Genomic DNA, 6,143 nt, shown 5'->3' with positions numbered 1-6,143 from the left:
ATTTGATTAGAACTGCATTATAATTTCTGCACGGCAATCCGCGTGATGAACCCACGCGGATCATTCATGCTCATGTTCTCCAGAATGCTTTCCTCATAGGAAAAGGGTCCGGTTCTGCACCCATGCGCCGCAATATAGCGGCGCAGCAGCGCATAAGCCTTGGCGGTGTCATCGTATTCCCCTTGGAAATACGTCACCAGATACGTGCCTGCCGGACGCCGATAGCGGTACTCGCGCGCAATGCCCCGATAGGAACTGCCGACCACGGTGAAGAAATGGCTCAGAATGCCCTCACTGCCCGCCTGCAGGAAATCGCGGGCTGCCACCATCGCCCCGACCCCGAGGCCGGCACTGATCTGCTGCTCCGCCACCTGCCGCTCATGCTCCGTCGCGATGCGCTCGACCAGCGGCCAGTCTTCCCGCGCTGCGGCACGCCGCACATCCCGCGACAGGACAAGCCGCGCCGCAGGCAGTTCCTGCTCCTCGACGCGGCCACAGACCACCGTCCGCGCCAGCGACAGGAGATGGCGCTGGCTTTCCACGACGCGCAGCTGCCGCCGGAGCTTTTCCTGCTCCGCCTCCAGCCACGCCTGCTGTTCAGCCAGCAGGCAATCGAGACGCTCGGGGCTGCGGTTCTCCATGTACTCCTTGATTTCGGCCAGCTCCAAGCCCATATCCCGCAGCATGCGCAGAAGATAGAAGGGATAGAACTGCCGGAATGAATAGCTGCGGTAGCCATTCGGCTCAACATGATCGGGCTTGAAGATGCCCTGCTCATCATAATAATGCAGCGTGCGCTTGTTGACCCCGACAATCTTGGCAAACTCGCCCGTATGGAAGGTAACCCGCCGCTTCATCGCCACTCCCCCTTGACATTACAGTTACTGTATCCTTTAAGATAACTATACAAGAAACCCACAGGAAAGGAAAGGTACTTATGCAAAATAGCGACTCCACACCGCTGGCACAGCGGTTCACTATTTTCCCGCTGCTGCGCTTTGCCGCCCCCTCCATCGGCATGATGCTCGTCATCTCCCTCTACACGGTGACCGATGGCATCTTCATCGGCCGCTATGCAGGCGCCTCAGCCCTTGCAGCCTCCAACATCGTCTATCCGGCCATCAATCTGATCTTCGGACTGGCCATCATGCTGGCCACCGGCGGCTCGGCCCTCGTTGCCAAGAACCTTGGCGAGCAGCGCACCGCAGCCGCCTCCCGCCGCTTCACCTGGCTTACCGTAGCTGCCGCAACCACGGGCCTGCTGCTGGCCCTGGTCATCGCGCTGTTCTTCACGCCGCTATTGACCTTCCTCGGCGCCAGCCCCCAGCTGTTTGCCGACTGCCGTCTCTATCTCGGCCTGTTGCTGCCCTTTTTCCCCGCCGCCGCCCTGATGGTCATCTTCAACGCTTTCTATATCGCCGACGGTCGACCCAGCCAGGGCTTTCTCGTATCGATCGTCAGCGGCCTTGCCAATGCCGTCCTCGACTATGTCCTGCTGGCGCATGGAGGGCTCGGCATCGCGGGGGCTGCACTGGCTACGGGGCTGGCTGACCTGCTCGCCGCCACCATCGGCCTTGTCTATTTCACCCGTTTCAGCCGCACGCTGCGCTTCTGCGCCTTCCGCGCCGAATTTGCCGTGCTGCGCACAGCTTGCGGCAATGGCGTCTCCGAGCTCGTGACCCAGCTGTCCGTCGGACTTGTCACCTTGCTGTTCAACCGGATAACCTTCCAGCTGGCCGGAGAGGATGGCGTTGCTGCCATTTCCGTCATCCTCTATGCCGAAATGCTCCTGACCTCCATCCTCATGGGCTTCACCAATGGCGTCGCCCCCATCTTCTCCTACAACCATGGCGCAGGCAGACGCTCCGAGCTCGTCCGCCTGCTGCGGCTCAGCCTGGGCGTCATTGCCGTCTTCAGCCTGCTGGCCTTTTCGGCCGCACGCCTGCTCGCATCACCGCTCATCACCTTGTTCCTGCCAGCTGGCGGTCACGTCTTTGCCCTCACCCTCACGGGACTGCTGCTGTTCTCGCTGAGCTTCCTGCTCGTCGGCTTCAACATCTTCGCCTCGGGCTTCTTCACCGCCCTGTCCGATGGCAGGACCTCTGCACTGCTGTCCTTCGTGCGCAATCTCGCCGGCATCGTGATCTTCCTGCTGCTCCTGCCCGGAGTGTGGGGCATCACCGGCGTATGGCTTGCCGTGCCAGCGGCCGATGCTGCCGCCCTGCTGCTGACAGCGTATTGCCTGCACAGCACCTGGAAAGCCCTGCAGCAGCAAAAAGAGCCTTCCCCGAAGGGGAAGGCCCAGCATGCCACTGGCATGGTCACAACCGGAAGCTGACGCTCCGGTACCTTACGAGGTCTGTCCGTGATATTCCACGTGACGGACCTCTTTTATTCTATTGTCCGCATCGACCATGACGACCTTGGGCTTCCAAGCCCGCGCCTCATCTTCCGTAAAGAAGGCATAGGCCATGATGATGACGACATCGCCGACCTGGGCGCATCTGGCTGCTGCGCCGTTGAGGCAGATAACACCTGAGCCCCGCGGCCCCGGAATCGTATAGGTCTCCAGCCGTGCACCATTGTTGTTGTCCACTACCTGCACGCGCTCATTCGGCAGGATGCCCGCCTGCTCCATAAGCTCTTCATCGATCGTGATGCTGCCCATATATTGGAGGTTAGCCTCAGTCACCGTCGCACAGTGTATCTTGCCTTTCAGCAGATTGAGCATCATCTTATTCGCCCTCCTTGCCCAGGATCACATTATCGATCAGCCGCGTTGTCCCAATGCGCACGGCGATTGCCAGCAGGGCCTGCCCATCTACCGTTGTGATCGGCTGCAGCGCGGGGAACGAGTAGATATCAACATAATCAATGGCAGCCAGCGGCTCCGTGGCAATCGTATCGATCACCACCTGCTTGAGTTTTTCCGGCTCCCGCTCCCCAAAGGAATATGCCTCTTTGGCACGCTGGAGGCTGCGCGAAAGGATCACTGCCGCCTTTTTCTCCGCAGCCGAAAGGTACTGGTTGCGCGAACTGCGCGCCAGGCCGCTCTCCTCCCGCACAATCGGCACCATATTGATATGGACATTGATATTGAGATCCTCGACGAAACGGCGGATGACGACCACCTGCTGCGCATCCTTCTGCCCAAAGAACGCCTCATCTGCCCGCGAAAGATTCATAAGCTTCGTAACGACTGTCGCCACCCCGCGGAAATGCCCCGGACGCTGCGCACCGCAGAGTTTCTTTGTGATATTGCCCTCCACATGGACATATGTACAATATCCCTCGGGATACATCTCCGCAGGTTCTGGATGGAAAACCGCATCGACAGGCACCGTCGCCAGCTTCTCACAGTCTTCGTCAAAGCGGCGCGGATACGCATCAAAATCCTCATGCGGGCCGAACTGGGTCGGATTGACGAATACCGATGCAATGACGATATCGCATTTCTCCCGCGCGGCACGCATAAGCGTCAGATGCCCCTCATGCAGGGCCCCCATAGTCGGCACGAGGCCGATGGTCTTGCCCGCAGCCTTCATATCTCTCGCATAGGCTTGGATCTCTTTGACCGTCCGTAAAATTTTCATCTGCTGTTACCTCTCTTCATATCGCTGTAGATTCCGAGGCAAAAGAAGCAACTGGCCCAGCAACCAAAAAACGCCCTTCAGGCCAGACCTGAAAGGCGTACGAATACACGGATATCCTTTCCTGTCTTAGTCCTATGGATCTAAGCAGTACCCCAATGATACGTAACTATGGATTGCTTGGGAAAAAGTATAACTCACCAGAGTGATGTCATCTTCTGCCACATGCTTTATGCTAACACATCTGTCCTCAAATAGCAAATACACAGGGACTTATCCACATTGTGTGGTTAAGTCCCTGTGTATATTGTGGATAAGTAGGTGACTTATCTGGCGGAAAAGCGCATTTATGCCCAAAATACAGCGGATAAACCACAAAATCCTGTGGATAACCTGAACCGCAGCGGGGATACGTTTTATCCACAGGATTTATAATGCAATTATAACTATGCATACCAGTGGTTTTAATCAATTCCCTTTATAATTAGCGGACTAATCAATAAGGAGTGACTTTTCATGTCCCGAATGAGCAAGAAATACCATATGCTGGCAGCAGCGCTTGCCATCACCATCTGTACCAGCGTCAATAGCTATGGCGCCTGCCAGCCAGCTAACCATGCCAACGGACCACTGAGCTTCAATCTGGCGGGCCCTGTGCCTGGGCCACCGCCAGCCATGCCAGCTGGCCCCGCGATGCGGGAGGTTGACGCCTCTGAGCTCACGGCCTGCCAGATCGTCGATGACGAGAACCTCACGGTGGACGGCCTCACCCTCAATGCCGGCCACCGCGATGAGAGCGCCTTCTTGGTCCGCAAGGGCGGTTCTGTCACGCTGACCAACTCGGCACTGAACAAGACCGGCGACACCTCGAGCGCCGATGCCAGCAACTTCTCCGGCCAGAATGCTGTGTTCCTCGCTAGCAACAGCACCGCCATACTCCGCAACATCACGCTGACTTCCGATGCCGATGGCGCCAATGCGATTTTCGCCACAGGCCAGGCTGCCAATATCAAAGCAGAGCACATCGTCATCCACACAAAGAACAACTCCTCCCGCGGTCTCGATGCAACCTATGGCGGCACGATCGAGGCCCATGATGTCGACATCACGACGGAGGGAGCACATTGCGGCGCCCTCGCCACCGACCGTGGCGAAGGCAACGTCATCGTAAATGGCGCCAAGCTTACGACGTCTGGCGAAGGCAGTCCTTGCATCTACTCCACCGGCAATATCCAGCTGACCAACGGCAGCGGCGAGGCTGCGGGCAGCGAGATTGCTGTCGTCGAGGGTAAGAACTCCATCACGCTGGATCATTCGTGCCTGACCGGTCATGTCAAACACGGCATCATGCTCTACCAGAGCTTTTCGGGCGATGCCGGCATCGGCGAAGCCAGCTTCACGGCCAAGGATTCGACACTCAACAATCAGTCTGCTGGCCCAATGTTCTACATCACCAATACCACCGCTGTTGCCAACCTCGAAAACACGCAGCTCTGCCAAGCCGGCGATGTGCTTGTAAAGGCCACCAGCGACCGTTGGGGCAGTGAGGATAAGAATGGCGGCATCTTTACTCTGAATGCCTGCAACCAGCAGCTCAATGGCAAGATCCTGGCCAACAACATCAGTCAGGTGACACTGAATCTTGGCAGCGGCGCAAACTGGACGGGCTCCTTCAACGAGGACTACCAGGCCGACAAGGCTGTGTTGCAGTTAAGCAAGGATGCTGTCTGGCATGTGACTGCTGACTCCTATCTCACAGTCATGAAGGCAGAAGATGGCACCTTTGCCAATATCCAAAGCAACGGCCATAAAATCTACTATGACAAGAGTGCCAATCCTGCCCTTGGTGGCAAGACCTACGGCCTGCCTGGCGGCGGCAAGCTCTTGGCAAAGTGAGTTTCCCCTATCCGCCAAACAACCCCCTAGCATAAAAAGAAACGCTGCGAAGAGATGCCTCATGGACCTCCTCTTCGCAGCGTTTCTTTTTGTTGACATCCGTAGTCTGTTGAATCCCTGCCCCGCTACGTCCTTAAAGCTCCGACGTGCAATGCGGGCATTTCGTCGCCTCGTCAGGAATCTCCGTCTTGCAGTAAGGGCAAAGACGCGGTTCCTTGGCCGGCTCCTCCTCCTTTTTCGGCATGATGCGGTTCACCTGCTTGATCAGCATGAAGATAGCAAAAGCCACGATCAGGAAATCAATGACCGCATTGAGGAAGGAACCATAAGCGATGACCGGCAAGCCTGCGGCCTTTGCTTCGGCCAAGGTTGCTGCGGGCGTGCCCGACAGATTGATGAACAGATTGGAGAAATCCACATGCCCCAAAATGAGACCAATCGGCGGCATCAGCACATCGTTGACAAAGGACGTGACAATCTTGCCGAAGGCTGCACCGATGATGATACCAACAGCCATATCCAGCACATTGCCACGCATGATGAATTTCTTGAATTCTTCTACCATAGATATGCTCCTTTCTTAGGAGAAGTTCCACCTTCTCCTCCACCGTTTACATATTCAACAATGAATAAGAAAACCCTCCTCATTCACATATA

Annotated in this window: 6 protein-coding genes; 2 read left to right on the top strand and 4 right to left on the bottom strand. The window is 56.8% G+C overall.

The features are described 5' to 3' along the window. Nucleotides 1–17 precede the first annotated feature (17 nt). Nucleotides 18–857: a MerR family transcriptional regulator gene (locus FZ041_RS14170; protein ID WP_149190042.1), complete on the bottom strand. Its 840-nt coding sequence runs from the start codon at nt 855–857 to the stop codon at nt 18–20. Between the two features lie 80 nt (nt 858–937). On the opposite strand from FZ041_RS14170, the gene FZ041_RS14165 reads away from it, so the two are divergent. Next, nucleotides 938–2,338 carry an MATE family efflux transporter gene (locus FZ041_RS14165; protein ID WP_149190041.1) on the top strand — a complete coding sequence of 467 codons (1,401 nt, stop codon included), beginning with the start codon at nt 938–940 and terminating at the stop codon, nt 2,336–2,338. Nucleotides 2,339–2,350: 12 nt separating this feature from the next. Here the strand turns inward: FZ041_RS14165 and panD are convergent, their stop codons facing one another. Continuing rightward, a complete protein-coding gene (gene panD / locus FZ041_RS14160; protein ID WP_149190040.1) occupies nt 2,351–2,734 on the bottom strand; it encodes an aspartate 1-decarboxylase in 384 nt (127 codons plus the stop codon). Nucleotide 2,735: 1 nt separating this feature from the next. Beyond that, entirely contained in the window at nt 2,736–3,593 is an 858-nt protein-coding gene (gene panC, locus FZ041_RS14155) for a pantoate--beta-alanine ligase (RefSeq protein ID WP_149190039.1), read from the bottom strand. 513 nt (nt 3,594–4,106) lie between these two features. On the opposite strand from panC, the gene FZ041_RS14150 reads away from it, so the two are divergent. Further along, nucleotides 4,107–5,486 carry a hypothetical protein gene (locus FZ041_RS14150; RefSeq protein WP_149190038.1) on the top strand — a complete coding sequence of 460 codons (1,380 nt, stop codon included), beginning with the start codon at nt 4,107–4,109 and terminating at the stop codon, nt 5,484–5,486. 133 nt (nt 5,487–5,619) lie between these two features. Here the strand turns inward: FZ041_RS14150 and mscL are convergent, their stop codons facing one another. Further along, complete coding sequence (gene mscL, locus FZ041_RS14145; RefSeq protein ID WP_222931177.1) at nt 5,620–6,051, bottom strand: large conductance mechanosensitive channel protein MscL; 432 nt, start codon at nt 6,049–6,051, stop codon at nt 5,620–5,622. Nucleotides 6,052–6,143: the final 92 nt, after the last annotated feature.

This window comes from Pseudoselenomonas caprae (assembly GCF_008271345.1).
Lineage (GTDB): Bacteria > Bacillota > Negativicutes > Selenomonadales > Selenomonadaceae > Selenomonas_A > Selenomonas_A caprae.
Note: the sequence above shows the minus strand (reverse complement) of the source record. Positions and strands in the feature narration are given on the sequence as shown.

What these genes read in the sequence shown, in the direction of transcription:
- FZ041_RS14170 (WP_149190042.1), bottom strand. Translation starts at nt 857, where the DNA reads ATGAAGCGGCGGGTTACCTTCCATACGGGCGAGTTTGCCAAGATTGTC.
- FZ041_RS14165 (WP_149190041.1), top strand. Translation starts at nt 938, where the DNA reads ATGCAAAATAGCGACTCCACACCGCTGGCACAGCGGTTCACTATTTTC.
- panD (WP_149190040.1), bottom strand. Translation starts at nt 2,734, where the DNA reads ATGATGCTCAATCTGCTGAAAGGCAAGATACACTGTGCGACGGTGACT.
- panC (WP_149190039.1), bottom strand. Translation starts at nt 3,593, where the DNA reads ATGAAAATTTTACGGACGGTCAAAGAGATCCAAGCCTATGCGAGAGAT.
- FZ041_RS14150 (WP_149190038.1), top strand. Translation starts at nt 4,107, where the DNA reads ATGTCCCGAATGAGCAAGAAATACCATATGCTGGCAGCAGCGCTTGCC.
- mscL (WP_222931177.1), bottom strand. Translation starts at nt 6,051, where the DNA reads ATGGTAGAAGAATTCAAGAAATTCATCATGCGTGGCAATGTGCTGGAT.